Source organism: Mycobacterium sp. C31M (assembly GCF_053345865.1).
Window position 1 is genome coordinate 23,276 of the sequence record NZ_JBKFAX010000029.1, and the last position, 23,896, is coordinate 47,171.

Sequence of the window (23,896 nt, forward strand, 5' to 3'; positions counted from 1 at the left end):
CGGCAATAGTTGATTGCCAATGGACTGCGATGACAACCTCCGCGAGGCCCCGTTCACACCGCGCGTTCTGTCGCGACTGACCCGAGTTCGGCGAGGAACGCATCTGCGCGCTGGGCGAACAAATGCGCCCCCCTATCAGTGGACACCGACCGGGCGCGCTCCGCTTCACCGGCCACCTGCCCTGCAGGTGCTCCCTGAGCGCGCAGTAGGCGTGCACGCATGAGCAGCAGCAGTGCTTCGGAGTAACGCTGACCGTGATCCTGCATGCACTGTTCAGCGCTGTCCAGAGCGCTCGCGGCGCGATCGCAATCGCCGGCCTTGATCCACATCTCGGCAACCAGCGTGTACCAGTTAGCAGCACCCGAGCGGGGCGGATCGAGCAGGTTGGAGACAATGAGTTCCTCAGCGGCGGCCGCGGCGGCCGCGGCGGGTTGATCGCCGGCCATGGCCACGGCCCAAGATCTGGCCAATCTCAGGTAGGTCCCGAGGACTACGAAGTCGAACCCCGGGTCCGCCTCGACACCGCGTTGTGCCACTTGGAGCGCCCACCGCGCGTCGCCGACGAGCGAAGCGGTTCGGCACGCCAACGTCGTCCACACCGTGATCAAGTACGGCTCAGTCCCTGCGATGGACTCCATGACGTCGAAAATTTCGCGCGCCGCTACGATGTCGCCATGCAGCGCCGTGGTTTCGGCTAAGACTCCGACCATTAACCACTGCAGGTCCCTGGATACCGGGTCGTCACCGTCGGTTTCACGCAGCGTCTGCAGCAGTGACTGCTTGCAGCGCTCGAAGGACCGGAATGCATCACCGATGTTTCCGGTGTTCCATTGCTGAAGGCCCCAGGCCTGGAAACCATATGCCCGCACCACGGGATCCTCTGATGCGCAGCCCCTCTCGTACAGCTGCCGCGCCAGTGGGCGACTCATCTCAAACTCGACCGCCTGATGATGGGATGCCCACCGCGAGAAAAGGAATCCGGCGGCAACGCGTTGTCGTTCCAGCGATGTAGCGATTTGTTCGGCTCGCTGTAGCAGATCGCGCAGCCCGGAGGCTCCGTACATCGACTGCATACCCTTGAGCGCGATGAGCTGGGTCAAGGCCGCCAACTCCAGCTCCGGCATCGCCGCCTGCCGCGACACCCTCATTGCGGTGCGGAGATTCTGCTCGGCTGCCTCGAATGCGCACTTGTTCACCATTCGCCGGGCGGCACGCGTCAACGCATCGGCGGTCCGATCGGGTTGCACGCACGGACCGGCAGCCCACAAATGATGGGCTAGGCGTTCCTCGACCGATTCGCCCTCTGTGGGCCAGGTTTGGAGCGCATCAGCGATGCGTGCATGCATTCGACGGGCACGGTGCGAGGGCACCATTTCGACCACAGCGTCACGCACCAGATCGTGGACGAAGCGGATACCGAACGGATCGGCGGTCGAGGTGAACAGGCCGAGTTCGTCCAACGCTGCCAGGTGGTCGAGGCACGCCTCCACTGCGATTCCCACGGCGTGGGCAAGCACCCTCACGTCGCTGTCGCGTCCGACCAACGCAGCGGTGAACACCAGCTGCTTGACATCGTTGTCCACGCCGGCGAGCCGATCGAGCACGATGTCGCGCACCGTGGCCGGCACCTCGTCGAAGGCTCTGTCCTGGTCAGTGAATACCTCACGCTGAGCCAGTAGCCGGGACACCTCCCGCACGAAGAACGGGTTTCCTGCTGTCCGCTGGTGGACGCGGCTGGCCATGTCGCCGCTCGGTTCTCGCCCTGTTTCGGCATGGATCAGCATTGCGACGTGAGACGGCGCCAGAGGCCTGAGGTGTACTCGGTGCACTCCGGGTACACGACTGGCGGCAGCGAGCACGCGGGTCAGGTCGGCACCCGGTGTGGGTGCCTTGTCCCGCAGGGCACCGATGAGTGCGACACCGGGTGGCAGCCGAGATGCCAAATGCGCGAAGAGTTCCAAAGACGGGAGGTCGGCCCAGTGCAGATCGTCGATGACCAGCACGATGGGCCGCGATGCCGCGGACACGCCGATCATTGCCGTCACCCGTTCGAACAAGCGGAACCGCGCACCACTGTCGGGCAGACGAGCGGGCAGATCGGCCGTCGGGTCGAGGAACTGGCTGATGTCCCCGCCCCACCAGTGTTGCTGCGTGTCCTCTGGAATGGTCGTCAGCACCGCTCTGATCGCCTGGATCCACGGCCACATCGCAGGCGTGCCCGCCGACGCTGGAGTACTGCCCCATGCGATCAAGGCCCCACGATGACCTGTGGTAGCGGCAGCTTCCTCGACCAACCTGGTCTTGCCGATTCCTGGTTCACCCTCCACGAGGGCCAGCCCTGTGCCGCCCCTGATGGCTGCGTCCACCGATTCCGCCAGAGCGGCCAACTCCCCTACGCGCCCGACGAACGGCCTGGGCGGCCTTTCAATGTCGAACGCTGGCGGCGCTGGGTGCGCAGCGTACTCGTCGGCGATATCTCGGCGAGCCAGCTGTCGGCTCAGTACGCGCTGATGGGCTCGTTGCAGCGCTTGCCCGGGATCGATGCCGAGGTCATCAGCAAGGCGTTGACGCATGACGCGAAACAGCTCCAGCGCCTCCGCTTGTTGGCCTCCAGCAGCCAACAACGAGACGAGAGCGGCGTGGACCGGCTCGTTCAGGGGCGCCATCGCAGCCGCGAGGCGCAGCGGCGCCACAACGCGTTGCGGCGATCTGAGTGACACCGCCAGCTCGGCGGCCGCCACGCACACATCGAAGAAGCGTGTATTGATTTCAACGAACACCGACGCCGCCGACGAGGCATAGTCCAAACCGTCACCCGCTGGGCCTTTCCACAGAGTCAGCGCCCGCTCATAGTGCCCCAGCGCCACCTCGGGTTGATCCTCGCCGAACGCGCGCTTCGCGGTGTCGACGAGAACCTGGAACTGCGCAGAATCAAGAAAGGCCTTGCCTGGGATGAACATGTAGCCGCTACCGCGCCTGGCTAAGTAGGTGCCCGAGCTCCGCGCCGGCACGGACGGTTCGAACACACGCCGCAGGGCACCGACGTATTTGTGAATGACATTGAGCGCGCTGTCCGGTGAACGTTCACCCCAGATGAGGTCGATTAATTCACCGGTACTCACTGGCTGTTCAGCTCGGGCGACCAGCACCGCTAGTAGGCACATCTGTTGGCGCGGTCCGAGATCGAGTTCCGCCTGGCCACGCCATACCCGCAAGGGCCCCAAGATTTGCAATCTGAGGGACTGATCGTCGCCCGCTCCTGCCGACGATTCTGCGAATTCTGCGACCCCGCTCATTTCGCTCACCCGGCTTCGTTCGTGCCGGACGCGTCAGAGCGCCGTCGCGGTGCGCAGAATGAGCCGAAGCGTCGACGGACCGCAGGCGCGTGGTGCACGACGGAAGGCGCAGCACGCTCGGACCGCTTCACCGCTTCCGACCTTCGTCGCCATCATCGATCTCCCGACTGGCCCGCGCCTCATTGTAGTGACACTACAGTCAAAGTATGGTGCCTACAACACATCCACGATCACCGTCGTTGGTGGACCCGTCGCTACAAATATGGGTCACCATTCGATGAACCCAGGTGTCGCCGTGGGCGACCAACTACCGACACGCCCGCGGTCGCGACGCGATGAGTACGCGGAGCAAACGCGCGAAGCTGTGGTGGCGTCCGCGCGATCCCTATTCGCCCAGCGCGGCTCCTTCGCCACGACGATCAACGCCATCGCCGCGGCCAGTCGCGTGTCGCCTGGCACCGTGTATCGACAGTGCGGCGGTAAGCAGGGACTGCTGCGCACGTTGATGGACACCTGGACCACCTCAGACCTGGTGCAGAGCACACTCGATCAGGTGGAGAGCGCCGAGTCACTCGACGAAGTACTGCTCATGCTGTCCGACTCATACCTGCAGTTCTGGCGCCACTACGACGACATCGTGCAACTCGTGCCGGCGACTGCGGCCCATGATGTGATGGCTGCCGAGTCTCTAGGACAGGCCACCACCCGACATCACTCTCGCCCACTACGGACCGCAGAACGGTTTTCATTTCATCGTCAACGTGCTGGGCTGGCAAGAGGACCGGGCGCAGGACTTTCTGCACGCGCGGTTCAGCCAGACGTTGCGTGGCGCCGCCTTGACCGGCCCGAGCTAGGACAGAAGCAACCACTGCTACTCCAGTAGTCATCCACTTGTGGTCAACAACGCCGACCTAGCGTTTTCCTGCGAACGTTGCGCCTCAATCGACAGGAATGACCGCCATGCCCGATGTTGTCTTCATCCACGGACTTTGGGTCTCCTACACCGCCTGGCAACCGTGGATCGACCACTTCGCCGACCAGGGCCACCGGGCCACCGCGCCCCGCTGGCCCGGTGAAGACCCGACCGTTGCGGGCGCCCGCGCCAACGCGGTCGCCCAGGCCGGATTAGGACTCAACGACCTGACCGAACACTTCGCAACCCGATTGCGGGAGTTCGACACGCCCCCGGTCGTGATCGGACACTCGTTCGGCGGCCTAATCGCCCAGAAACTCCTCGATCAGCAGCTGGCTTCGGCAGCAATAGCAATCGACCCAGCACCGATCAAAGGCGTACGAGCACTACCGTTTGCCCAGCTGCGCTCCGCCTTCCCAGTTCTCGGGAACCCGGCGAACCGGAAGAAAGCCAAGGCGCTCACCCGAACCCAATGGCGGTACGGTTTCGGAAACGTACTGTCGGAACAGGAATCCGACTCCTTATGGGAGAGATGGAACATCCCCTCGCCAGGTAAGCCTCTGTTCGAAGTTGGCACAGCGAACTTCGCACCAAACTCTCCCGCCAGAGTCGATGTCACCAACAGCACGCGAGGACCACTGCTGATCACCGGCGGCACGGCAGATCACACCGTCCCCTACATCACCGCAAAGGGAGCGCATCGCCTCTACCGAAAGTCAGTCGCCATTACCGACTTTCATGAGTTCGAAGGCCGTGGCCACTCTCTAACCATCGATCACGGCTGGCGCGACGTCGCCAACGTCGCTCTGTCGTGGCTAGCGCACCGGATCCCCACACACTGACGTCACTCAGGTGGTAACGGACACCGATTCGTTCAGATCGCTGGAGAGAAGCTCGATGATGCCGTTCGAACCGAATTCGCCTGTACCGATGCCGAATGCGCCTAGAGCAAGGGCTAATAGGGTACGTTTGACCCGCCGGCGATCGCGAGTGTCGGTGCAGCGCACTTCTTCGGTCGCATAGGGCTGCATAGGCGTGAGCGCCTGCACGTCAGCTCAGCCCCACCAAAAAGACTGGCTGCGGTGCGGGCATCACTGGCCTGTGTCTGCCGCTTCCCGGATCTCACGGTTACCCCTTGCTCCGCTATCCGCGCAGGGTGGCTCGCGGTTGCCGCGGCTCTCGCGGCGAACTGCCTGCTACGTCTCAGCACGTGGTTGCAAAAGTTCCACCGTGCGGTCTGTCAGGAGCGGCCGGATCCGCCCGACTACCAGCTGTTGGTAATGCGGTGAGCTCATGTGCGCATCGAGCGCTGCGCTGTCTCGGTAGTGTTCGACGAGTACGACGTGTGTGGGATCGCCACTGGCGGAGAAGATCTCGTATCCTAGGCAACCCGGCTCGGCGAGCGATCGATGCTGTGCCTCGGCCGCGTACCTGAGAACCTCGGGCAGGTTGGCCGCTGTGGTACGCCAATGCGCTATGACGACCACCGGAGCAGTTTTTGACATTAGAGCCCTTTGAGTGCGTCTGCGAGCGCCTCACCGACAGCAGTGCCGGACTGCGGGTTCTGTCCTGTGATGAGTCGGCCGTCGACGACCGCTTTGGAATGCCAGGGTTCGGTGGCCTCATAGAGGGCACCCTCCTCGCGGAGGGCAGTTTCGAGGTCGAACGGTACGTCGTCTTGCGCGTAGCCTTCCTCTTCGGCTTTGGAGAACGACGTGAGTTTGCGACCGCGCACCAGGGGTGCGCCGTCGACGGTAACTCCGAGGAAGGCTGACGGGCCGTGGCACACGGCCGAGACAATCAGGCCTGCGTCCCACGCGCGGGTTACCATGGTTTGTACCTCCAGGTTGCCGGTGATGTCGACCATGGGGCCCAATCCTCCGGGGAAGAACACGGCGTCGTAGTCGAGGATGTCGACTTCGGAGAGTTTGCGGCTTCGGGACAGCCTTCGATATGCCTTGGAGTCACGAAAGGCCGGCTGGGTGGGATCCTCGGCATCGAATCCGTCTTCCGGGGGGGTGCCGCCGAGCGGGGACGCGAATTCAACCGCGATGCCGGCCTTTTCGAGAGCCTGTACAGGGTGCGCTATCTCGGGGAAGAAGAAACCGGTTTTCCGGTGGCGCGGCCCGATGACGGCGGCGTTAGTGGAAACGAGAAGGACGTAGGGAACAGTCATTGTGGTCTCCCATTCAACGGGTGGATGCCGGCCACGCCTTGTGAAGCAGGCGGTGTGCGCCAGTATTCAGATGAGCACTGTTGCGATCCCACCACGGGCTCCGCTTGTGTAGGCGCAGCCTTTCGTGATTCGCCTTATATGGGCTATCCGCTGACTGAAATGCGACAGGAAGACGACTCAACGTACTTTGGCGAGTCGCGCCATGGTGTTGTGGGCCCGGCAGCTCACCCATGAGTGTCCCTCGTGATGTAAAGAGGTCGTCGGCCAGATCCTGGTGAATCGACGGTCGTTCATGGCGAGGTCTCGGCGACCGGCGTGACGCATACGCGTCATGGCAGGGCTGGTTTCCGTCACTGCCCAGTGTTGCTGTCCGCTTTGATGGGACAGTGACAAGGAGGCGCAGCCGTGAGTCGACCAACTGACGCTCGATTCGGCACAATTCATCATGTTCACCCCGTGTCGCGCCGCTCACACCGCCTGTATCAAGTGACGCGCAAAGCTCTAATCACGAATTCAGCACTGCGGTCGCTGATTTGCGGTGCCCGATGAACAAAGGTCGGTCTACGCGATCCCACACCGCTGGCACCGAATCCGTCGCCTTTCAGTCCGCTTACACAAGGACCCATCATGGTCATCGCTTCCATCAATCCCGCCACGGACAGACAATCGGAGTGTTTGCCTCCCCTGATCCCGACGAGGTCGAAACCAGGATCGCGTCGGCGGCTGAGGCCGCCCGCACCCTGCGCCGCACCACCTCATTCGGCGAACGCGCACGGAGACACTTGATGCCGGAATGGTCTTCCTCAACCGCATGTCACGTTCCTACCCCGAACTCCCCTCCGGCGGAGTCAAGAACTCCGGTATGGCCGAGAACTATCCAGCTCCGGCATCCCCAAGTTCTGCAATCAGAAGACTGTTTGGAAGGCCTGAACCTGAGCCTCCGACAGACAGCGCGAACAGATCCGCGAACCCCACCACTCAAGAGATGGACTCCGATGAAATCCCCATACGACACGCTCCCCAAACTTCCCACGTTCACTCTCACCTCCGAATCGATCACCAATGGGCAACCGCTCAAGACCGAGCAGATGGGCGGCATCATGGGTGCTGGCGGCGCAGACATTTCTCCGCAACTGAGCTGGTCGGGATTTCCGCCGGAGACACGCAGCTTCGCTGTCTCGGTGTTTGACCCCGACGCGCCCACGGCCTCCGGGTTCTGGCACTGGGCTGTGGCCAACATCCCGGTCAACGTCACCGACTTGCCTGCCGACGCCGGCGACGGGGGAGACGGAATCCTCAGCCAAGCCGTGACGTTAGCCAATGACGCCAGCTACAAGCGTTACATCGGCGCAGCACCCCCGATCGGCCACGGGGTACATCACTACTGGGTTGCTGTCCACGCAGTCGGGGTCGAGACCATTGACCTCGATGCGAACGCAACCCCGGGCTGGCTCGGATTTCAGCTGCACGACAAGGCCATTTCACGTGCACTGCTTCTCGGGACCTGCGAACGGGCCTAACTGGCAGGCGGCCGCAAGCCGCGCAGACGCTCCAATCACTGACGTCACGTCAGGCTCGATGGCAACCTCCCCGCCCGGATGACGGCAGCGGAGCAGATGTTCTACCGGCTCCGGCGCGACCTAGGACTAGAAGATGTGCCTTGCGCATGTGGGTACGACTCTTGGTCTGTTTCCGCAGACAGCCATTGCCCCTGGTGCGGGTGAATACGTTTGCGTTGAGCCGGGCATGTGCTGGAGAAATGGTGCGCAAGTTGACCGCGGACGATGGGCCGGCGGTTGTAGAGACCAACGAGTCGATCGGCCCGGCGTCTTCAAGGTCCCTCAGCGGGGCTTGGACTTATGAGCTTTGCCCTCGTCTGCCCACATCTTCCGGAGAGTACGTGGACTGCAGCGTGGCTAGCCTATGAACCCAAAAGCCGCCCGACCTGTTACTACAGGCGGGCGGCACTGGCGGTGGCGGAGGGATTTGAACCCTCGGACGGGGGTTACCCGTCACACGCTTTCGAGGCGTGCTCCTTAGGCCGCTCGGACACGCCACCGGCGGGAAGCTTACCGGCCACGGGGCCCCGCGCCCTAATCGCGTCAGCGCTGCCGCGCGAAGAACTCCTCCAGCGGGGCCGCGCACTCCTCGGCCAGCACCCCGCCGCGCACCTGCGGCCGGTGCGTCAGACGCCGGTCGCGCACCACATCCCACAGCGAGCCGACGGCCCCGGTCTTGGGTTCCCACGCCCCGAACACCAACCGCCCGATACGCGCCATCACCAACGCCCCGGCACACATGGTGCACGGCTCCACCGTCACCGCCAGCGTGCAGTCCTGCAGCCGCCAGCCATCACCCAGCACCCCGGTCGCCGCGCGCATCGCCAAGATCTCGGCATGCGCCGTCGGGTCGCCGAGCGATTCGCGGGCATTGGCGGCCCGGGCCAATTCGGCACCGTCTGGGCCGAACACCACCGCACCGATAGGCACATCATCGGGACCGGCCAGCCGCGCGGCCTCCAGCGCCGACCGGATCAGCTCGGTATCGGAGCTCACCGACCGAGTTTGTCGAGCACCGCGGACAGCTCGCTGTCGAACCCCATCCGTTCGGCGATCGCGGTGATCTGCTCGTCGATCTCGGAGTCGTCGTCGGCGATGATCACCCCGAGCACACCTTCGGGCAGACCGATATCGGACAGCAGCCCCAGATCGCCCTCCTCGAACGGATCGGTGTCCTCGAGGTCCTCGTCGTCGATATCGGAGTCCAGCTTGTCGAGCACCTCGGCGGCGATGTCGTAGTCCAGCGCCGCGGTGGCATCCGACAGCAGCAGCCGGGTACCGGCCGGCGCGGGCCGCAGGATCACCAGGAACTCGTCGTCGACGTCGAGCAGGCCGAACACCGCGCCCGCACTGCGCAGCTCACGCAGCTCCGTCTCGGCCACCGACAGACTGTTCAGCGCCGCCTTGCGCATGGCCGTACAGCGCCACTTACCGTCCTCGCGGACGACCGCGACGCCGAACCCGCCGGGCAGGTCGTCAGCCTGCTGCGCCGTGGCACGCTGTGCTCCCATGGGCGCTAACGCTAGTCGTCCGCCAAGTGCTTGACCAGCGGTCGCAGTCACCGTCCAGCCAACCGTGTGCCAACCTAGAGCGGTGACCGACACACCGGTGTGCGTGCTGGGACTGGGACTGATCGGCGGTTCGCTGATGCGGGCGGCCACCGCGGCCGGGCGCACGGTGTTCGGCTACAACCGCTCCGTCGACGGTGTGCACGCCGCGACCGCCGACGGCTTCGACGCCACCGCCTCCCTCGACGACGCACTCACCCGCGCCGCCGACACCGACGCGCTGATCGTGCTGGCCGTCCCGATGCCCGCGCTGGGCACCATGCTCGACCACATCCGCGCGCTGGCCGCCGACTGCGCGCTGACCGATGTCGTGAGTGTCAAGGGTGCGGTGCTGCGGGAGGTCACCGCGCACGGTCTGGGCGCCCGCTTCGTCGGCGGGCACCCGATGACCGGCACCGCATTCTCGGGGTGGTCGGCCGGCGACCCACGACTCTTCGTCGGCGCCCCGTGGGTGGTCAGTGTGGACGACGACGTCGACGCCGGCGTCTGGACGCGCGTGATGCACCTGGCCCTGGGCTGCGGCTCCTTCGTGGTTCCGGCCCGCTCCGACGAGCACGACGCGGCCGCCGCCGCCATCTCGCATCTGCCACACCTGTTGGCCGAGGCGCTGGCCGTCACGGCTGCCGACGTGCCGTTGGCCTTCGCGCTGGCCGCCGGTTCGTTCCGGGACGGCACCCGCGTCGCGGCAACGGCACCCGATCTGGTGCGCGCAATGTGTGAGGCCAACGCCGACCAGTTGGTGACCGGTCTGGACCGGGCCATCGAGCTGCTCACCGAAGCCCGCACGCACCTGGTCACCCATACCTCGGTGGCCGATCTGGTCGAGGCCGGGCACGCGGCCCGGGTCCGCTACGACAGTTTCGAACGCCCCGACATCCTGCATGTCACCGTCGGCGCACCGGACTGGCGCGCCGAACTGGCCGCGGCAGGGCGGGCCGGCGGGGTGATCAGATCCGCGCTGCCAGTCCGGGATAATCGAGGATGAAACCGCTGTCGTCGACCGTGACGGTGGTCTCGGCGACCGGCGACTTCAGACCGATCCCGGCCGCCTCCCGGGTGTAGCTGATGGTCTCCAGCTCGACGGTCAGGTCGGGCAGTCGCACGTAGACGACCGGCAGCGTCAGCGCCTCGGAGCCTGCCTGATGCAGACCCGTACGCCGAATCGGCAGCGCATTGAAGAACGGGCTGAACACCACGTCGACGTCCAGTGCCCCCTCGAAGGCGGCGCGGCTGGTCTGGTTCTGGTGATCGCGTACCAGCCACATGCCCTCCTCGTCGCGGGCGATGGAGAGTTGGCGTTCCCGCTCGGCCAGGGTCATGGTCAGCGACAGCCGTTTGGTGGCACCGGTCTCGTCGGTCACCAGGTCATAGGAGGCACTGAAGGCCGGATCGGTGGGCGTCGCCGCCGACACGATGCGGCCGTAGGCCTTGATCCGGTTACCGGATAACTGCACCCGTACCGACTCCATCCGCGGCACGTCATGTGCACGCCAAGTCAGGATCGCCGGCCATGCTTCGGCTGGTTCAGTCACCCTCCTACCGTATGCGACGGGTCCCTGGCTGCGTAGCCGCGTTGGACGATTCGAGTGCGACTTCGTCATCGAGCAGCGGTTGGGGTAGCTCGGGCTTGCGTCCGAACCGGTCGGCACCGGGCGCCGACAGCCACACCGCCGAGGCCAGCAGCGCGTCCAGGATCAGCGCCAGGATGGTCACCATCAGCGCGCCGACGAGCGCGATGTAGAACTCCCGGACCTTGATGCCGTCGATCAGGTAGCGGCCCAGCCCGCCGAGGCTGGCGTAGGCGGCGACGGTGGCCGTCGCGACGATCTGCAGGGTGGCCGTGCGCAGCCCGCCGAGGATCAGCGGCAGTGCATTGGGCACCTCGACCCGGAACAGGATCTGACGTTCGGTCATGCCCATCGCCCTGGCCGCGTCGACCACGGCCGGTTCGACGGCCGCGATCCCCGAATAGGTGCCGGCCAGCAACGGCGGGATGCCCAGCAGCATCAGCGCGACCGTCGGGGGGATCAGCCCCAGACCCCACAGCAGCACGCCGAGCAGCAGCACACCCAAGGTCGGCAGAGCCCGCAGCGCGTTCACCCCGGTGACCACCAGGAAGGTGCCCTTACCGGTGTGGCCGATGACGAGTCCGATCGGGATCGCGATCAGAGCCGAGAACAGTACGGCGATCGCGGTGTACTGCAGGTGTTCGGCGATGCGGATGCCCAGACCGGCCGGGCCGGACCAGTTCTCGGCGGTGAAGATGAAGCTCAGCGCCTGTTGCAGGAAGTTCATACCGCCCCCGCCTTGGCCCGGGTCCAGGGTGTGATGGCCTTGCCCGCCAACAGGATCAGGCTGTCGATGACGACCGCGACGACGAAGATGGCGATGATCCCGGCGATGATCTGGCCGCTCTTGTTGGCCTGATAGCCCTCGGTGAACCAGGTACCCAGCCCGCCGATCCCGATCACCGAACCCACCGACACCATCGAGATGTTGGTCACCGCGACCACCCGCAGGCTGGCCACCAGGATCGGGATGGACAGCGGCAGTTCGACTTTGACGATCCGGGTGAAGGGCCGGTAACCGATGGCGGTGGCGGCGTCACGCACCGCGGGCGGGACCGCGTCCAGCGCCTCGGGCACGGCCCGCACCAGCAGCGCTGTGGTGTACAGCGTCAGCGCGACGATGACGTTGGCCTCGTCCAGGATGCGGGTCGGGATGATCAGCGGCAGCACCACGAACAGGGCCAGCGACGGGATGGTGAAGATGATGCTCGCGGTCAGGGTGCTGATCCGGCGCAGCACCGTGGTGCGTTGTACCAGCGCTCCCAGCGGCACCGCGATCAGCAGACCGAGCACGATCGGCACCAGCGACAGCCGCAGGTGGATCAGGGTCAGCGTCCACGCATCATCGAGGTGGGTGAGCAGATACTGCATCAGCGCTGCCTACGTCGGTCCTCGATGGCGGCCAACACATCGGTGGCCAGAATTCCGCCGATCACCTGGTCGTTCTCGTCGACGGCGACACCGAGACCCGCGGGTGAGGACAGCGCGGCATCCAGGGCCTGGCGCAGCGTGCCCTCGGGTCGCAGCAGCGAACCGCCCGCGGTGGTGCTGTCGTAGAGCGAACTCCCACCGCGATGCAGGGCCACGCCGTCCACATCGATCCACGCGTACGGCGCCCCGCTCGGTTTGGTGACCAGCACCCACTCCCCCGGCGCGAGATCCAGTGCGTCGACACCGTCCTCGCCGACATGGTGCACATCGTGCAGCGGCAGTCCGGTGTCACGTAGGAACTGCAGTCCACGGTAGCCACGGTCGGCGCCGACGAATCCGGACACGAAATCATTTGCGGGATTCGATAACAACCGCTGCGGCGCATCGAACTGCTGCAGCACGCCGCCGCGGCCGAACACCGCGATCTTGTCACCGAGCTTGACCGCCTCGTCGATATCGTGGGTGACGAACACGATGGTCTTGCGCAGTTCGCTCTGCAGCCGCAGGATCTCGGCCTGCAATTCCTCGCGCACCACCGGGTCGACGGCGCTGAACGGCTCGTCCATCAGCAAGATCGGCGGATCGGCGGCCAGCGCCCGGGCCACCCCGACACGCTGCTGCTGACCACCCGACAGCTGCGCCGGATAACGTTGGGCCAGTTTGGGATCCAACCCCACCCGTTCCAACACGTCGAGGGCGGACTTGCGGGCCTCGCGACGCGACACCCCCTTGAGCACCGGTACGGTGGCAACATTGTCGACGACCCGCTGATGCGGCATCAGGCCCGCACTCTGGATCACATAGCCGATCCCGAGGCGCAGCTTCACCGGGTCGACCTTGGTGACATCCTCGCCGTTGACGGTGAGGGTGCCCACGGTGGGATCGATCATCCGGTTGATCATCCGCATCGAGGTCGTCTTACCGCAGCCGGACGGGCCGACAAACGCGGCGAGCGTGCCCTCGGGGATGTCGAGGGTCAGGTCGTCGACCGCAACGGTGCCGTCGGCGTAGGTCTTGGTGACGTTCTCGAACGTGATCATCGGTCGAATCCGTTGTCGGCGATCCACTTCTGCGCGGCCTCATCGGGGTCGACACCCTGATTGCCTTCGACGGAGGAGTTCAGTTCGATCAGCCCCTCGGTGGTGAGTTTGGCGCTCACGGCATCGAGCACCGTCTTGAGCTCATTGGACAACTTCTGCGAGGCGACCAGCGGTACGACGTTGGCGGCCAGGAACACATTCTCGGGATCTTCGAGGACCACCAGCTTGTCCTTTTCGATGGCCGGTGAGGTGCTGAAGATATTGGCCGCGGTGACCGCACCGCTGGTCAGCGCCTGCACGGTGGCCGGCCCACCGCCGTCGCTGATGGCGACAAAATTGGCGGGGGCGATCTGGAGGCCGTACTTCTGCTGCAGACCCACCAGACCGGTCTGGCGGGTCTGGAATTCCGACGGCGCACCGACTTTCACCTCCGCCGAATGCGTCGCGAGGTCGGCGATGGACTTGAGATTCCAGCGTTGCGCGGTCGCCTCGGACACCGCGAGGGTGTCCTTGTCCTGCGCCGGTGACGGATACAGGATCGACAGATCCCCGGGCAATGCCTTGAGCAACCCCAGCAGCACCTCGTCCGAGGTGGTGGCGGTGGCCTCTGCGTCGAAGTACTGCAACAGATTTCCGGTGTACTCCGGGATCAGGTCGATGGAATGGTCTTGCACCGCAGGGATATAGGTTTCGCGGCTGCCGATCCCGAACTGCCGACGGATGGTGAATCCCTTGGCCTCCAGTGCCTGGGCGTAGATCTCGGCGATGATCTTCGATTCGGTGAAATCGGCGGACCCGATCGCAATGGTCTTCAGGTCGCCGGAGATCTCGCCGCCACCCAGCGGGTTGGAGCTACCGCAGCCCGCCAGGGCAGTCACTGCCGCGATCAGAACAACGAACCTTCGGAGCCTCGACTGGCAGCGCATACCGTCCCCTCGGCAGTGTGGCAATTTTTCGACAGTAACCGCACCCGCGACGACATGCCGGGATTTAGTTCACCGTGAGGGGGTTTGCATTACCCGCGGAAGGGGCAGAATAAACGCCATGACGACCGACCCACACGCGCTGCCGCTCGAGCCGGAGCAGCCACTCGAGCCCCTGGGAACGTCGGAGCCACCGCCGCCGCCCGAGGACAACGTCAAGTTCACCCGGGCCGCCGCGCTGTGGTCAGCGCTGATCATCGGGTTCCTGGTGCTGATCGTGCTGCTGATCTTCATCTCGCAGAACACCGATCCGGGCACCTTCCACTTCCTGGGCTGGAACTGGACGCTGCCGCTGGGCGTGGCGCTGCTGCTGGCCGCCGTCGGCGGTGGCCTGCTCGCCGTGCTGGTGGGGGCGGCGCGCATCGTGCAGCTGCGCATCGCGGCCCGCAAGAATCTGAAGGCCGCCCGACGGGCCAGCCTCTAGATCAGCTTCAGCGGCGGGCCGCTAGATCAACCTGAGCCCCTCGGCGAGCAGCGGGGCGACCGCCTCGCCGACGCGGTCGGGGGAATCCCCACCGGAGCGGCCGCGAAAGTCGATGCCGGCGGCGATGATGGCCAGCTTGAAATAGGCCAGCGCCATGTAGAAATCCCAGTTCTGCAGTTCCTGGCCGCTGGCCACGGCGTACCGCTGAGCCAGTTCGTCGGCCGGGGGCAGCAGCGCCGATGTCCACGCCGCCCGCATGCCGAGCACGTCGTCGAAGTTCGGGTTGCGGTACACACACATCAGCGCGGCATCCGAGAGCGGGTCGCCGAGGGTGGACAGCTCCCAGTCCAGCACGGCGAGCACCACGGTCGCGTCGGCGGCGTCCAGGATGGTGTTGTCGATGCGGTAGTCACCGTGCACGATCGAGGCACGCGGGCTCACCGGAATGCGTTCGGCAAGCTTGGAATGCAGGGTCTTGACGTCATCGTCGCGGGTGTCGTCCTCGAGCCGGACGTGCTCCCACTGCGATCCCCAGCGGCGCACCTGCCGCTCCAGATAACCGTCGGCCCGGCCGAAGTCGCCCAGCCCGACCGCCTCCGGGTCGACGGCGTGCAGGTCGGCCAGGGCGGTGATCAGCGAGGTGACACAGCCGTCGATGACCTCCGGGCCGCCGAGCGCGTCGAGCTCGTCCGCGCTGCGCACCACATTGCCGTCGACATTGGCCACCATCTGGAACGGTGCGCCCAGCACCGAGTCGTCATTGCGCATGGTGACAGCGCGCGCCACCGGCACGGCGGTGCCGGCCAGCGCGGCGACCACCTTGTACTCGCGGGCCATATCGTGCGCCGACGGGGTCAGCCCGTGCAGCGGCGGCCGACGCAGCACCCATTTGGACGCGTCGTCGTACACCCGGAACGTCAGGTTCGAGCGGCCGCCGGAGAGCAGCTCGGCGCGCAGCTCACCGCTGCGGGTCACCCCTTCGGCGCGCAGGTGGCGGTCGAGAGCGTCCAGGTCCAGGCCGTCAAGAGAGGTCACGGGAAATGTCTACCATCGCTGATTTCGAGGCAGCAGGTCCCATACGTGTTCGGTCCCGTTGATGGCGGCGACACCGAGGGTGCCGGTCCGCGAGGACAGCAGCCGGGTGATACCGGCGTAGTCGACCTGCACACACAGCAGCCGCTTGGTCTGCATGATCCGGTGCACCACCGCATTGATCACGCCGCCGTGGCAGAACAGCACCGCGGTGTCGTCATGGGCAGTGGTGGCGACGATATCGTCGATACCGGCCCAGACCCGGGCCTGGAAGGCATCCACGTCGACGTCACGGGGCAGGTGCCCGTCGATGAGGCGCTGCAGATCCTCCTTGGGGAGCTCTTCAAGGGGTGTGTAGTGCGACAGCCCATAGTCGTATTCGGCCAGCCGCTCATCGAGCTCGATGGGCAGTCCGAGCTTGGCCGCAAGGGGTTCACCGGTTTGGATCGCGCGACGCTGCGGGCTGCTGACGAGCCGGGTGATCGGGTACCGGTTGAGCGCGTCGGGCAGCCGGGCGGCCTGGGCGATGCCGTCGTCGGACAGATGCGGGTCGGAGCCCTCGCCGGGCTCGCTGCGCAGCGGTAGCGCATGTCGGACCAGAAGCAGTTGCACCGTGACACCATATGACCCGTGCGTGCCTTCGCCTGCCCGGTGTGCGACGTCTTCATCGCCTTCGAGGCCGATCACTGCGCATCCTGCGGCACCGAGCTGGGTCTGCACCTACCGTCGCGCAGCATGCTGGCGCTCGACGACGGCGTCACGCTGGTCGACGGTGAGCGTTGGATCCGGTGCAATCAATACGGCACCCTGGGCTGCAATTGGCTGACCGCCGAGGAGCAGGACGAGCGACACCGCGGGCGGTGCCTGGCCGGGTCGCTGATCAGGCGCGAACCCGATGCCGATGACACCCTGGCCCGCGAAAAGCTGGTGTCGACGACGGTCGCGCTGCGGCGACTGGTGTTTCAGCTCGACGATATCGGGTTGCCGATCGATCCGTTCTGGCGTCGCAACGGCGGCCTGGCCTTCGACCTGCTGTCGAGCTACAGCACCGGCGAGAAGGTGATCATCGGGCACGCGAACGGGGTGATCACCATCGACGTGGTGGAGTCCCTGGACGACTACCGGGAGTCGTTGCGGGTGCGACTGGGCGAACCGTATCGCACCATGCTCGGCCACTTCCGGCACGAGGTCGGCCACTACTACCAGAATGTGCTCGTCGAAACCGGTTCGGGTGCAGCACGTTATCTCGACGAATGTCGACACCTGTTCGGTGACGAGCGGGCGAGCTACGGCGATGCGATCGCGCGGCACTACAAGTTCGGTGCACCCGAGGGCTGGGCGACCGATTTCATCTCCGAGTACGCCACCATGCATCCATGGGAGGACTTCGCCGAGTGTTTCGCCCACTATCTGCACATCGCCGACACCATGGACACCGCCCGCGAAGCCGGCATGGTGCTGCATGCCGACCGGGTGCGGTTCAACTCACCACGCGATATCGAAGCACTGGAAAGTTATGACGACGCACCCATCGAACGAATGTTGTTCGACTGGAAGTGGATATCGTTGTTCTTCAACCGGGTGAACATGGCCATGGGCAAGAACCCGCTGTACCCGTTCGAGATACCACCCGCGGTGGTGGACAAGCTCGGGTTCGTGCACCGGGTCATCCGCGACTGCGCGAAGGATTGAGATGGGCTACGCCGACCAACTGTTCGACCTGACCGACCGGGTGGTGCTGGTGACCGGAGGCAGCCGTGGCCTGGGCCGCGAGATCGCCTTCGCGGCCGCCCGGTGCGGCGCCGATGTGGTGATCGCCAGCCGCAATCTGGATTCGTGTGTGGCCACCGCCGAGGAGATCACCGCCGCCACCGGGCGTGCTGCGCTGGCTCATCAGGTGCACGTCGGGCGGTGGGATCAGCTCGACCCGTTGGTCGACGCGGCCTACGCCCGGTTCGGCAAGGTCGACGTGCTGGTGAACAACGCCGGCATGTCCCCGCTGTACGACTCGCTGGGGTCGGTGACGGAGAAGCTGTTCGACGCCGTGGTGAACCTGAACCTCAAGGGCCCGTTCCGGTTGTCGGCCCTGATCGGTGAGCGCATGGTCACCGACGGTGGCGGGTCGATCATCAATGTCAGCTCGTCGGGATCACTGCGGCCGGCACCGGACATGCTGCCCTATGCTGCGGCAAAGGGCGGATTGAATGCGCTCACCGAGGGATTCGCCAAGGCATACGGGCCCACGGTGCGGGTCAACACGCTGATGGCCGGCCCCTTCCTGACCGATATCAGCAAGGCCTGGGACTTCGGGGACACCGATCCGTTCGGGCACTTACCGCTGCAACGGGCCGGCAATCCGCCCGAGATCATCGGGGCCGCACTGTTTCTCATGTCAGACGCATCGAGCTTCACCACCGGGACCGTTGTGCGGGCTGACGGCGGCCTGCCTTAGGGCGTCACGATGTCGAAGTTCGGGTCCGGTTGATCGAGCAGTCCCACCAGCGTGCTCAGCACCTCGGCCTCACCGACGATCTCGAGCCCGGGCGAGGTGAAATCACCCGTCGCCAACAAGAGCAGCCGGTTCTTGGTCGCCAGTTTCAGCGTCACCCCGGCCGTATCGGGCTCGGCCGGCGCCTTGCGGTGGATCAACACCCCGTTGCGCAGCGTCAGCCGATAGTTGGAGCCCAGGTCGGCAAACGAGATATCCAGCACGAGTTCGTGTTCCCAGGACCGCGGTCCGTTGACGCTGATGGCCAGGGTGTCGAAGATCTGCTCGGGGGTCAGCTGCGCGAGCAAGGTCGGTGCCGTCGTCTTGGTCGGGGTGCCGAAGTTACCGTCGCGCAGTTCGGTCGCGCCGGAGAGGAAGAAGTTGCGCCAGACGGCGTTCTCGGCCCCGTAGGCGAGCTGCTCCAAGGTGTCGGCATAGAGCGCGCGGGCATCTTCGTGTCTCTCGTCGGTGAAAATGGCATGATCCAGCAGTGTTGCCGCCCAACGGTAGTCACCGGAGTCGAAGGCGGTGCGGGCCAGTTCGACCACCCGGTCCAGGCCTCCCATGGCCTCGACGTAGCGCGGTGCGGCGGCCTCGGGCGGGTGCTGCCACAGCCGGCCCGGGTCCCCGTCGAACCAGCCCATATAGCGTTGGTAAACCGCCTTGACGTTGTGACTGACCGAACCGTAGTAGCCATGCGTGTGCCAGGCCTGCTCCAGCGCGGGCGGCATCTGGAAGGTCTCGGCGATCTCGATACCGGTGAACCCCTGGTTGAGCTGGCGCAGGGTCTGGTCGTGCAGGTAGGCGTACAGATCCCGTTGTACCGAAAGGTATTCGACGATGTTCTCGGCACCCCAGGTCGGCCAGTGGTGGGAGGCGAACACCACGTCGGTGCGGTCGGCGAAGGTGTCGATGGCCTCGGTCAGATAGCCGGCCCAGCCGTGCGGATCGCGGACCAGGGCGCCCCGCAGGGTCAGTAGGTTGTGCAGATTGTGGGTGGCGTTCTCGGCCATGCACAGTGCCCGGTACCGCGGGAAGTAGAAGTGCATCTCGGCGGGCGCCTCGGTGCCGGGCGCCATCTGGAAGACGATCTCGACACCGTCGATGGTGTGCGTCTCGCCGGTGCTGCGCACATCTATGGTCGGGACGATCAGTGCGACCTCACCCAGCGAAGGCACCTGTCCGAGGCCGCAACCGACCTGTCCCTGCGGCCCACGGGCCAGCACCGCGCCGTACATGTAGGCGGCACGGCGCGTCATGGCGGTACCGGCATACACGTTCTCCTGCACGGCATGTTCGACGAATCCTTCCGGCGCCAGCACCTGGACCCGGCCCGCGTCGACATCGGCCTGGGTGGTCACGCCGAGCACACCGCCGAAGTGGTCGACGTGGCTATGGGTGTAGATCACGGCGCGCACGGCCCGATCTCCGCGGTGCGCGCGGTACAGCGCCAGCGCCGCGGCCGCGGTCTCGGTGGAGATCAGCGGGTCGATGACGATGACTCCGGTATCGCCCTCGATGAAGCTGATATTCGACAGGTCCAGGCCGCGCACCTGGTAAATACCCTGAACCACCTCGTAGAGGCCCTGTTTGGCGCACAGCTGGGATTGCCGCCAGAGGCTGGGGTGCACGGTGTCCGGGGTATCGCCGGCCAGGAATCCATAACTGTCGTTGTCCCACACCACCTTGCCGTCGGCGGCGGTGACGACACAGGGTTCCAGCGCCCCGAGGAAACCCCGGTCGGCGTCGGCGAAGTCACGGGTATCCGCGAACGGCAACGCGTCGCGGTGCGCGCGGTTGGCGGCGACGATGCTGGCACTCGGCGGCTTGGATTCCATGAGGCAAAAGCCTGCCACGGCGGACGTATGCCGGCCGCCAATTCGGCCGATCAGCCGGCACGCGCAATCCTGTGCAGTACGACGTCGACGAGCACCCCGTCGACCAGATCGGCCGTCATGTACGTGCAGTGCGGCTGACGGCGCCGGTCGGTCGGCGAACCCGGATTCAACAACCGCAGCCCGGTCGAAGCGGTGGCATCCCACGGGATGTGGCTGTGTCCGAATACCAGCACATCGGTATCCGGGTAACGCCGCGCCATCCGTTCGTCTCGGCCGGCCGCCGCCCCGGCCTCATGGGTGACGGTGAAGCGCACCCCGGCCAGCGTCACGTCGGCGCGTTCGGGCAGCCGTGCCCGCAGGTCGGCGCCGTCGTTGTTGCCCCAGCAGGCGATCAGTCGGTGGGCCCGGGATTCCAGCCGGTCCAACAGCGCCGCATCCACCCAGTCACCCGCGTGCAGCACGACATCCGCCGCGTCGACGGCCGTCCATACCTCGGCGGGCATATCGCGGGCGCGGCTCGGCAGGTGGGTATCGGAGATCAGCAGCAGACGCATCGGTCCCCAGAGTAGCGCAGCCGGTGTTACAGGCGTTGCTGGATGGACTGGCTCAATTAGCGCCTGCACCACCCCAGGATGGCCCTAAGCTGCATGTAATGGACATGATCAGGCCGAACTCCAGGTACGCCACCGGCATGGTGGTTTACCTGATGTTTGTTTGCTGGTTGATCTTGGGGTGGGGCGGCCCGCAGGTGACGAGGATCGTCGGATCGGTCGGCTTCGTTGCGTTCAGTGCATTTGCCTGCGCATGGACGGTTGCCGCCGCCCGAGCGGGCCGCGGCAGCATCCGCATCGGCTGGGGCGCACTGGCCGTCGGCTTCCTCGGATGGGTGGCCGGCAGTACGATCTGGGCCTTCCATGTGGTGGTCCGCGAGACGGTGCCGCCGTTCCCGTCCGCGGCCGATATCGGCTTCCTGGCACTGCCCGCCGCGGTCGGGGTGGTGTGGGTGGCCCGCAGCACCAGCGGCCGACTGTCGGTGTTCCGGCAGCTGATGGACGGCACCGTGATCGCCTCGGCACTGTTCCTGTTGGTCTGGGTGGCGGTACTCGACAAGTTGTTCATCGACAGCCACCGCAATCCCGTCCAGGCGGCATTGACCGCCATCTATCCGATCGCCGCGCTGACCATGGTGACGATGTCGGTCCTGGTGTTGAGCACGGTGCCGCCGGGCCGCAGGCAGATCCTCGGGGTGGTGACTGCCGGGCTGGTCGCTATCGCGATGGGCGATATCGCGGACCTGTACGTGCAGTTGCACACCGAGCATGCCGCCAGCCCCTTCCCGGTCATCAGTAAGGTCACCGGACTGCTGATGATCACGGCGGGCGCGCACATGTCGACGACCAGGCCGCGCCCCGCCGATACCGGGGATCACCGTGCCTCCCCGATGACCATCATGTGGCTGCCCTATGCACCCATGCCGTTCGCCGTCGTCGCCTCGGTGGTGCACCTGTGGTCGGACGTCGACATCCGCCCGGTGCTGCTCGGCGCGGCCATCCTGGTGATCGCGGCGCTGATCCGTCAGCTCACCGTGCTGGTGGAGAACCGCCGTCTGCTCGACGAGGTCGCCACCCACGCCTTCCAGGACTCGCTGACCGGGCTGTCCAATCGGCTGCTGTTCACCGATCGACTGGAGCACGCAATCGAGCTGCAGCACCGCGACGGCCGTCCGCTCGCCGTCCTGTCGCTGGACCTCGACGACTTCAAACTGGTCAACGACAATCTCGGCCACCACTCCGGAGATGAGCTGCTGCGCGACATCGCGGCCCGGCTGGTGCGCAGCGTCCCTGCCGGCCACACCGTGGCCCGGCTCGGCGGTGACGAGTTCGCGATCATCATCGAGTCCGGGATCGAGCCGCCCGAGGACATCGCCGAACGGGTGGTCCGCGCGTTCGACGACCCGTTCGTCCTCGACGGTGAGGAGGTGTACATCCGGCCGAGCGTCGGCCTGGCCGTCTCGCCGGGGCCGTGGGAGGCGCCGATCGGCACCGAGGAGCTGCTCCGGCATGCCGATGTCGCGATGTACACGGCCAAACGGTCCGGAGTGGGCGGTGTCCAGGTGTTCACCCCCGGCATGCAGATCGACGACTCCGCCTGGGAGGACACCGACCAGTTGCCGGCGATGTCGGAAATCAAACTCCTCGGGCAGCTGCGGCGGGTCGTCGACGAGGGCGCTCTGCGGCTGGCGTATCAGCCCCAGATCTCATTGGCCACCGGCGAGCTCGTCGGCGTCGAGGCGCTGGTGCGCTGGCCACACCCCGAGCTGGGGATGCTGTCGCCGAATCAGTTCCTGCCGCTGGTCCAGCGCAACGGATTCATGGGTGCGGTGACCGAGCTGGTGGTCGCGCAGGCGGCCCGCGATGCGGCCACCTGGTACCGGCTCGGCGGCCGTGAGGTACCGGTCGCGGTCAACCTGTTCGCGCCGTCCTTCGATGACGCCACCCTGCCGGACCGGATCGGCGCAGTGCTCGACCAGCACGGGCTGCCGGCGACCGCGATGACCATCGAGATCACCGAGCACTACCTGTTGGCCGATGTGCGGCAGACCCGCCGGGTCATCGAGGCGCTGCGGGCTGCCGGATTCCGGGTGTCCATAGACGATTTCGGTAGCGGCTACTCGAATATGAGCTACCTGCGCGACCTGCCGATCGACGAGCTCAAACTGGACCGGCACTTCGTCGGGCCGATGCTGGCCAACCCGCGGGCCGCAGCGATCGTGCACTCGGTGATCAAACTGGCCCACACCCTGGGCATCAGCAGCGTCGCCGAGGGGGTCGAGGACCCCGACACCGCCGAACTGTTACGCGGGTACGGCTGCACGGTGGCACAGGGCAATTACTTCGGGGAACCGGTCTACTTCGACCAGCTCGATATCGCCGCGCTGGGAGTCACTGGGCCGCAAGCAGCTCCGCCATCCGCGGTATGACCGCCTGCAGGCCCTTGAACGGCCTGATCATCACCTTGAACGAGACGATCTTGCCGTCGGCGTTCCAGTGGACCATGTCGATCCCGTCCACCGTGACACCGTCGAGGGTGACTTCGAACTCCAGCACCGCGGAGTTCTCGCCGTGCCACTGCCCGACATAGTGGAAATCGGTGCCGCCGAAGAGCTTCGCCGCGGCGTTCAGGTATTTGGCGGTGAGCGCCTTGCCCTCCTGCGGGGTGAACACCGCGGGCGAGTAGAAGACCGCGTCCTCGGCGAGCATCTCGTCGAGTACCGCCGGGTCGTGACTGTCGATGAAGTCGATCCAACGTTGGATCAGCGGAGTCGTCATACCCGCATCCTGCCTGAGTGCGCCCGAAGGGATTCGAACCCCTAACCTCTTGATCCGTAGTCAAGTGCTCTATCCGTTGAGCTACGGGCGCCTGGTCGTGCTATTCAATTCGGTACTGCTGGTCATACTCGGCGGAGGCGAGAGGATTTGAACCTCCGGTCCGCTTTAAGGCGGACAACTCATTAGCAGTGAGTCCCATTCGGCCGCTCTGGCACGCCTCCTGAACGATCTGAGGGTACCGGACCCCCGGA

Annotated in this window: 24 protein-coding genes, 3 tRNA genes and 1 pseudogene; 9 read left to right on the forward strand and 19 right to left on the reverse strand. The window is 65.6% G+C overall.

The features are described 5' to 3' along the window. Nucleotides 1–53: 53 nt before the first annotated feature. The gene (locus ACLBYA_RS30075) at nucleotides 54–3,296 is read right to left on the reverse strand and encodes a BTAD domain-containing putative transcriptional regulator (RefSeq protein WP_447713177.1); all 3,243 of its coding nucleotides are present in this window, start codon (nucleotides 3,294–3,296) and stop codon (nucleotides 54–56) included. A gap of 367 nt (nucleotides 3,297–3,663) precedes the next feature. Here ACLBYA_RS30075 and ACLBYA_RS30080 point away from each other — a divergent pair, with 367 nt between their 5' ends. Continuing rightward, nucleotides 3,664–4,179 carry a TetR family transcriptional regulator gene (locus ACLBYA_RS30080; protein ID WP_447713138.1) on the forward strand — a complete coding sequence of 172 codons (516 nt, stop codon included), beginning with the start codon at nucleotides 3,664–3,666 and terminating at the stop codon, nucleotides 4,177–4,179. A gap of 77 nt (nucleotides 4,180–4,256) precedes the next feature. Beyond that, complete coding sequence (locus tag ACLBYA_RS30085; RefSeq protein WP_447713139.1) at nucleotides 4,257–5,051, forward strand: alpha/beta hydrolase; 795 nt, start codon at nucleotides 4,257–4,259, stop codon at nucleotides 5,049–5,051. Nucleotides 5,052–5,057: 6 nt separating this feature from the next. Here the strand turns inward: ACLBYA_RS30085 and ACLBYA_RS30090 are convergent, their stop codons facing one another. The 3 genes from ACLBYA_RS30090 to ACLBYA_RS30100 all read right to left on the reverse strand — a co-directional run bounded on the left by ACLBYA_RS30090 (nucleotide 5,058) and on the right by ACLBYA_RS30100 (nucleotide 6,385). Further along, nucleotides 5,058–5,258 carry a hypothetical protein gene (locus tag ACLBYA_RS30090; RefSeq protein ID WP_447713140.1) on the reverse strand — a complete coding sequence of 67 codons (201 nt, stop codon included), beginning with the start codon at nucleotides 5,256–5,258 and terminating at the stop codon, nucleotides 5,058–5,060. A 147-nt stretch (nucleotides 5,259–5,405) separates the two neighbouring features. Further along, nucleotides 5,406–5,714 carry a putative quinol monooxygenase gene (locus ACLBYA_RS30095; protein WP_447713141.1) on the reverse strand — a complete coding sequence of 103 codons (309 nt, stop codon included), beginning with the start codon at nucleotides 5,712–5,714 and terminating at the stop codon, nucleotides 5,406–5,408. Beyond that, nucleotides 5,714–6,385, reverse strand: coding sequence for a type 1 glutamine amidotransferase domain-containing protein (locus tag ACLBYA_RS30100; RefSeq protein WP_447713142.1), 672 nt, complete (start codon nucleotides 6,383–6,385; stop codon nucleotides 5,714–5,716). Before ACLBYA_RS30100 ends, ACLBYA_RS30095 begins: the two co-directional genes overlap by 1 nt. A 787-nt stretch (nucleotides 6,386–7,172) precedes the next feature. On the opposite strand from ACLBYA_RS30100, the pseudogene ACLBYA_RS30105 reads away from it, so the two are divergent. After that, a pseudogene (locus tag ACLBYA_RS30105) lies at nucleotides 7,173–7,315 on the forward strand (aldehyde dehydrogenase family protein); the annotation flags it as partial. 65 nt (nucleotides 7,316–7,380) lie between these two features. Further along, on the forward strand, nucleotides 7,381–7,905 hold the full coding sequence (locus tag ACLBYA_RS30110; protein WP_447713143.1) for a YbhB/YbcL family Raf kinase inhibitor-like protein: 525 nt from the start codon (nucleotides 7,381–7,383) through the stop codon (nucleotides 7,903–7,905). Nucleotides 7,906–8,353: 448 nt separating this feature from the next. Here ACLBYA_RS30110 and ACLBYA_RS30115 read toward each other — a convergent pair. The 3 genes from ACLBYA_RS30115 to ACLBYA_RS30125 form a co-directional block, all read right to left on the reverse strand. Continuing rightward, nucleotides 8,354–8,444, reverse strand: a tRNA-Ser gene (locus ACLBYA_RS30115). Between the two features lie 43 nt (nucleotides 8,445–8,487). Next, entirely contained in the window at nucleotides 8,488–8,940 is a 453-nt protein-coding gene (locus ACLBYA_RS30120; protein WP_447713144.1) for a nucleoside deaminase, read from the reverse strand. Continuing rightward, nucleotides 8,937–9,455, reverse strand: a complete 519-nt coding sequence (locus ACLBYA_RS30125; protein ID WP_447713145.1) for a tRNA adenosine deaminase-associated protein — start codon at nucleotides 9,453–9,455, stop codon at nucleotides 8,937–8,939. Before ACLBYA_RS30125 ends, ACLBYA_RS30120 begins: the two co-directional genes overlap by 4 nt. 97 nt (nucleotides 9,456–9,552) lie before the next feature. Between ACLBYA_RS30125 and ACLBYA_RS30130 the strand changes: the two genes are divergently transcribed. Next, nucleotides 9,553–10,497 carry a prephenate dehydrogenase gene (locus ACLBYA_RS30130; protein WP_447713178.1) on the forward strand — a complete coding sequence of 315 codons (945 nt, stop codon included), beginning with the start codon at nucleotides 9,553–9,555 and terminating at the stop codon, nucleotides 10,495–10,497. On the opposite strand, the gene ACLBYA_RS30135 is transcribed toward ACLBYA_RS30130, so the two are convergent. Genes ACLBYA_RS30135 through ACLBYA_RS30155 form a run of 5 tightly spaced genes read right to left on the reverse strand, consistent with a single transcriptional unit; the run spans nucleotide 10,460 to nucleotide 14,477 of the window. Continuing rightward, nucleotides 10,460–11,044: a putative glycolipid-binding domain-containing protein gene (locus ACLBYA_RS30135; RefSeq protein WP_447713146.1), complete on the reverse strand. Its 585-nt coding sequence runs from the start codon at nucleotides 11,042–11,044 to the stop codon at nucleotides 10,460–10,462. The two genes, ACLBYA_RS30130 and ACLBYA_RS30135, sit on opposite strands and share 38 nt — an antisense overlap. 4 nt (nucleotides 11,045–11,048) lie before the next feature. Next, nucleotides 11,049–11,807 (reverse strand): ABC transporter permease, encoded by a 759-nt coding sequence (locus tag ACLBYA_RS30140; protein WP_447713147.1) that lies wholly within the window; start codon nucleotides 11,805–11,807, stop codon nucleotides 11,049–11,051. Further along, nucleotides 11,804–12,451 carry an ABC transporter permease gene (locus tag ACLBYA_RS30145; RefSeq protein WP_447713148.1) on the reverse strand — a complete coding sequence of 216 codons (648 nt, stop codon included), beginning with the start codon at nucleotides 12,449–12,451 and terminating at the stop codon, nucleotides 11,804–11,806. Before ACLBYA_RS30145 ends, ACLBYA_RS30140 begins: the two co-directional genes overlap by 4 nt. Next, nucleotides 12,451–13,551, reverse strand: a complete 1,101-nt coding sequence (locus tag ACLBYA_RS30150) for an ABC transporter ATP-binding protein (protein WP_447713149.1) — start codon at nucleotides 13,549–13,551, stop codon at nucleotides 12,451–12,453. The genes ACLBYA_RS30145 and ACLBYA_RS30150 overlap by 1 nt, the downstream gene beginning before the upstream one ends. Continuing rightward, the gene (locus ACLBYA_RS30155; RefSeq protein ID WP_447713150.1) at nucleotides 13,548–14,477 is read right to left on the reverse strand and encodes an ABC transporter substrate-binding protein; all 930 of its coding nucleotides are present in this window, start codon (nucleotides 14,475–14,477) and stop codon (nucleotides 13,548–13,550) included. The genes ACLBYA_RS30150 and ACLBYA_RS30155 overlap by 4 nt, the downstream gene beginning before the upstream one ends. Nucleotides 14,478–14,595: 118 nt before the next feature. Here ACLBYA_RS30155 and ACLBYA_RS30160 point away from each other — a divergent pair, with 118 nt between their 5' ends. After that, nucleotides 14,596–14,958 (forward strand): LapA family protein, encoded by a 363-nt coding sequence (locus ACLBYA_RS30160; protein WP_447713151.1) that lies wholly within the window; start codon nucleotides 14,596–14,598, stop codon nucleotides 14,956–14,958. A gap of 21 nt (nucleotides 14,959–14,979) precedes the next feature. Here ACLBYA_RS30160 and ACLBYA_RS30165 read toward each other — a convergent pair whose 3' ends face one another. Both ACLBYA_RS30165 and ACLBYA_RS30170 read right to left on the reverse strand, forming a co-directional pair. Further along, nucleotides 14,980–15,993, reverse strand: a complete 1,014-nt coding sequence (locus ACLBYA_RS30165) for a phosphotransferase family protein (RefSeq protein WP_447713152.1) — start codon at nucleotides 15,991–15,993, stop codon at nucleotides 14,980–14,982. Nucleotides 15,994–16,002: 9 nt separating this feature from the next. After that, nucleotides 16,003–16,602: a histidine phosphatase family protein gene (locus ACLBYA_RS30170; protein ID WP_447713153.1), complete on the reverse strand. Its 600-nt coding sequence runs from the start codon at nucleotides 16,600–16,602 to the stop codon at nucleotides 16,003–16,005. An 18-nt stretch (nucleotides 16,603–16,620) separates the two neighbouring features. On the opposite strand from ACLBYA_RS30170, the gene ACLBYA_RS30175 reads away from it, so the two are divergent. After that, nucleotides 16,621–17,682, forward strand: coding sequence for a zinc-binding metallopeptidase family protein (locus tag ACLBYA_RS30175; RefSeq protein WP_447713154.1), 1,062 nt, complete (start codon nucleotides 16,621–16,623; stop codon nucleotides 17,680–17,682). 1 nt (nucleotide 17,683) lies between these two features. Then, nucleotides 17,684–18,442 carry an SDR family NAD(P)-dependent oxidoreductase gene (locus ACLBYA_RS30180; RefSeq protein ID WP_447713155.1) on the forward strand — a complete coding sequence of 253 codons (759 nt, stop codon included), beginning with the start codon at nucleotides 17,684–17,686 and terminating at the stop codon, nucleotides 18,440–18,442. On the opposite strand, the gene ACLBYA_RS30185 is transcribed toward ACLBYA_RS30180, so the two are convergent. Continuing rightward, complete coding sequence (locus tag ACLBYA_RS30185) at nucleotides 18,439–20,316, reverse strand: alkyl/aryl-sulfatase (RefSeq protein WP_447713156.1); 1,878 nt, start codon at nucleotides 20,314–20,316, stop codon at nucleotides 18,439–18,441. The two genes, ACLBYA_RS30180 and ACLBYA_RS30185, sit on opposite strands and share 4 nt — an antisense overlap. Before the next feature lie 50 nt (nucleotides 20,317–20,366). Beyond that, nucleotides 20,367–20,870 (reverse strand): metallophosphoesterase family protein, encoded by a 504-nt coding sequence (locus tag ACLBYA_RS30190; RefSeq protein ID WP_447713157.1) that lies wholly within the window; start codon nucleotides 20,868–20,870, stop codon nucleotides 20,367–20,369. Nucleotides 20,871–20,968: 98 nt separating this feature from the next. Between ACLBYA_RS30190 and ACLBYA_RS30195 the strand changes: the two genes are divergently transcribed. Next, nucleotides 20,969–23,296: a putative bifunctional diguanylate cyclase/phosphodiesterase gene (locus ACLBYA_RS30195; RefSeq protein ID WP_447713158.1), complete on the forward strand. Its 2,328-nt coding sequence runs from the start codon at nucleotides 20,969–20,971 to the stop codon at nucleotides 23,294–23,296. Here ACLBYA_RS30195 and ACLBYA_RS30200 read toward each other — a convergent pair. The 3 genes from ACLBYA_RS30200 to ACLBYA_RS30210 form a co-directional block, all read right to left on the reverse strand. Next, nucleotides 23,259–23,645, reverse strand: a complete 387-nt coding sequence (locus tag ACLBYA_RS30200; RefSeq protein ID WP_447713159.1) for a nuclear transport factor 2 family protein — start codon at nucleotides 23,643–23,645, stop codon at nucleotides 23,259–23,261. The genes ACLBYA_RS30195 and ACLBYA_RS30200 overlap by 38 nt on opposite strands. Nucleotides 23,646–23,663: 18 nt before the next feature. Further along, nucleotides 23,664–23,736, reverse strand: a tRNA-Arg gene (locus ACLBYA_RS30205). Nucleotides 23,737–23,777: 41 nt separating this feature from the next. Next, nucleotides 23,778–23,866: transfer RNA gene (locus ACLBYA_RS30210), tRNA-Ser, on the reverse strand. Nucleotides 23,867–23,896: the final 30 nt, after the last annotated feature.

What these genes read in the sequence shown, in the direction of transcription:
- ACLBYA_RS30155 (WP_447713150.1), bottom strand. Translation starts at nt 14,477, where the DNA reads ATGCGCTGCCAGTCGAGGCTCCGAAGGTTCGTTGTTCTGATCGCGGCA.
- ACLBYA_RS30145 (WP_447713148.1), bottom strand. Translation starts at nt 12,451, where the DNA reads ATGCAGTATCTGCTCACCCACCTCGATGATGCGTGGACGCTGACCCTG.
- ACLBYA_RS30200 (WP_447713159.1), bottom strand. Translation starts at nt 23,645, where the DNA reads ATGACGACTCCGCTGATCCAACGTTGGATCGACTTCATCGACAGTCAC.
- ACLBYA_RS30160 (WP_447713151.1), top strand. Translation starts at nt 14,596, where the DNA reads ATGACGACCGACCCACACGCGCTGCCGCTCGAGCCGGAGCAGCCACTC.
- ACLBYA_RS30085 (WP_447713139.1), top strand. Translation starts at nt 4,257, where the DNA reads ATGCCCGATGTTGTCTTCATCCACGGACTTTGGGTCTCCTACACCGCC.
- ACLBYA_RS30125 (WP_447713145.1), bottom strand. Translation starts at nt 9,455, where the DNA reads ATGGGAGCACAGCGTGCCACGGCGCAGCAGGCTGACGACCTGCCCGGC.
- ACLBYA_RS30180 (WP_447713155.1), top strand. Translation starts at nt 17,684, where the DNA reads ATGGGCTACGCCGACCAACTGTTCGACCTGACCGACCGGGTGGTGCTG.
- ACLBYA_RS30190 (WP_447713157.1), bottom strand. Translation starts at nt 20,870, where the DNA reads ATGCGTCTGCTGCTGATCTCCGATACCCACCTGCCGAGCCGCGCCCGC.
- ACLBYA_RS30140 (WP_447713147.1), bottom strand. Translation starts at nt 11,807, where the DNA reads ATGAACTTCCTGCAACAGGCGCTGAGCTTCATCTTCACCGCCGAGAAC.
- ACLBYA_RS30075 (WP_447713177.1), bottom strand. Translation starts at nt 3,296, where the DNA reads ATGAGCGGGGTCGCAGAATTCGCAGAATCGTCGGCAGGAGCGGGCGAC.
- ACLBYA_RS30100 (WP_447713142.1), bottom strand. Translation starts at nt 6,385, where the DNA reads ATGACTGTTCCCTACGTCCTTCTCGTTTCCACTAACGCCGCCGTCATC.
- ACLBYA_RS30095 (WP_447713141.1), bottom strand. Translation starts at nt 5,714, where the DNA reads ATGTCAAAAACTGCTCCGGTGGTCGTCATAGCGCATTGGCGTACCACA.
- ACLBYA_RS30195 (WP_447713158.1), top strand. Translation starts at nt 20,969, where the DNA reads ATGGACATGATCAGGCCGAACTCCAGGTACGCCACCGGCATGGTGGTT.
- ACLBYA_RS30110 (WP_447713143.1), top strand. Translation starts at nt 7,381, where the DNA reads ATGAAATCCCCATACGACACGCTCCCCAAACTTCCCACGTTCACTCTC.
- ACLBYA_RS30150 (WP_447713149.1), bottom strand. Translation starts at nt 13,551, where the DNA reads ATGATCACGTTCGAGAACGTCACCAAGACCTACGCCGACGGCACCGTT.
- ACLBYA_RS30185 (WP_447713156.1), bottom strand. Translation starts at nt 20,316, where the DNA reads ATGGAATCCAAGCCGCCGAGTGCCAGCATCGTCGCCGCCAACCGCGCG.